The sequence below is a fragment of the Streptomyces sp. MK37H genome (genome assembly GCF_018035285.1).
Taxonomy (GTDB): Bacteria; Actinomycetota; Actinomycetes; order Streptomycetales; family Streptomycetaceae; genus Streptomyces; species Streptomyces endocoffeicus.
Window position 1 is genome coordinate 1 of sequence record NZ_JAAAYH010000802.1, and the last position, 1,736, is coordinate 1,736.

Here is a 1,736-nt window from a genome sequence, read left to right on the forward strand (position 1 = left end):
GGCGGTCCAACACCTGATCGGGAGCCATTCACGCATCTCTGTTGTCAATGCTGGCCGGGTGTGGATCGGGGGTCGCGTCGGTCACCATGTGCGGGTGAACCGGGACCTCGAACCGCGCCTGCTGCGCGCCTTCACCGCCGTCGCCGACGAACTGCACTTCACCCGCGCCGCCGCCCGCCTCTACGTCGCCCAGCAGGCCCTCAGCCGCGACATCCGGCGCCTGGAGCGGGAGTTGGGCGCGGAGCTGTTCGTCCGCACCACCCGCCAGGTCGCCCTCACGGCCGCGGGCGAACGGCTGCTGCCGTACGCCCGGCGGGTGCTCCAGGCCCAGGACGATCTGGCGGCGGCCTTCAGCGGGGCCGAACACCGCCCGCTGCTGGTGGACGTGAGCGCCCCGGTGAGCACCGGAAGCCAGGTGCTGGCGGAGGCGCGGCGCCGCCTCGGCCCCGAGACCGAGCTGGTGGCCCGCTTCCACAGCGGGCTGGCCGGGGCCGCCGCCGAACTCCTCGCTGGACGCCTCGACGTCTCCTTCGGCCGGGCCCGCGGCCTCGACCCCGCCATGCTCGCCCGGCTGGACCACCGGCTGATCCGCTACGAGCGCATCGCCGTGGTCCTGCGCGAGGACCACCCGCTGGCCCGGCTCGAGGAGATCCCGCTGTCGGCGCTCGCGGGCGAGACCCTGTACGCGGCGGCGGGCAACGACACCACCACCGAGTGGACGGGCCTGGCCGCCCAGCTCTTCGCGGGGCGCGGGATCGCGATGGCGGAGCCGTTCCCGGAGATCGACGGGGACGAGGAGTTCATCCGGGTGGTGACCAAGCGCCGCTGGTCGGTACTGGCCAGCGAGGTGTTCACCCACCTCCCCGGCGCGGTGCTGCGCCCCCTCGCCGAGCCCGTTCCGCTCTCACCGGTCTCCATCGTATGGCGCAAGGGCCTCACCCACCCCGGCCTGGACGCCCTCCACGCCGCGGCCCGCGCGCTCGCCACCACGTCCGGCTGGCTCCACCGCCCGCCGGGCTCCTGGCTGCCGCGCCCCGAGGCGGACTGAACGGTCCGCGGGAAGTGCCCCGACCTGCCGTCGATCGAGCCGCTTGGAGCCGGACGAGAGCCGCTTGGAGCCGGACGAGAGCCGCTTGGAGCCGGACGAGAGCCGCTTGGAGCCGGACGAGAGCCGGTAGAGCCGGACGAGAGCCGGCTTGGCGGTGTACATCCCTTGCCCGCGCCGCTGTCGTCACCGGGCCGGCTGTCGGAGGCGTGGTCTACGGTGGGGATCGTCCTGGCCCCCTTGGGCTCGTAGAGCCCCTTCAGCCCCCTGAGCCCCTTCAGCCGAGTGCGAGGAGAATCCGGAGTGACCCCCGAGCAACTGCGGTCCTTCTGCCTCTCCTTCAACGCGGTGGTGGAGGAGTTCCCGTTCTCCCGGCACCCGGAGGTCTCGACCTTCAAGGTGCTCGGCAAGATCTTCGCCCTGACGACGCTGGACGCCCGTCCGCTCACGGTGAATCTGAAGTGCGACCCGGCGGACGCGGGGCGGCTCCGTGAGGGGCATCCGGATCTGATCGTCCCGGGCTGGCACATGAACAAGCGCCACTGGAACACGGTGACGGCCGACGGCGGCCTTCCGGACCGGCTGGTCCGGGAGCTCATCGAGGACTCCTACGACCTGGTGGTCGCGGGGCTGCCGAGGGCCGAGCGGCTCCGGCTCGACCGGCCGTGAGGGTGCCGTCGGCCTCGAGGGT

Annotated in this window: 2 protein-coding genes and 1 pseudogene; 2 read left to right on the plus strand and 1 reads right to left on the minus strand. The window is 72.9% G+C overall.

The genetic code is table 11. The features are described 5' to 3' along the window. The first annotated feature begins 94 nt into the window (after window positions 1–94). Window positions 95–1,048 (plus strand): LysR family transcriptional regulator, encoded by a 954-nt coding sequence (locus GWI24_RS44030; RefSeq protein ID WP_210951611.1) that lies wholly within the window; start codon window positions 95–97, stop codon window positions 1,046–1,048. 57 nt (window positions 1,049–1,105) lie between these two features. Here the strand turns inward: GWI24_RS44030 and GWI24_RS47070 are convergent. Beyond that, a pseudogene (locus tag GWI24_RS47070) lies at window positions 1,106–1,210 on the minus strand (hypothetical protein); the annotation flags it as partial. Window positions 1,211–1,348: 138 nt separating this feature from the next. Here GWI24_RS47070 and GWI24_RS44035 point away from each other — a divergent pair. Then, window positions 1,349–1,714 carry an MmcQ/YjbR family DNA-binding protein gene (locus GWI24_RS44035; RefSeq protein ID WP_210951612.1) on the plus strand — a complete coding sequence of 122 codons (366 nt, stop codon included), beginning with the start codon at window positions 1,349–1,351 and terminating at the stop codon, window positions 1,712–1,714. Window positions 1,715–1,736: the final 22 nt, after the last annotated feature.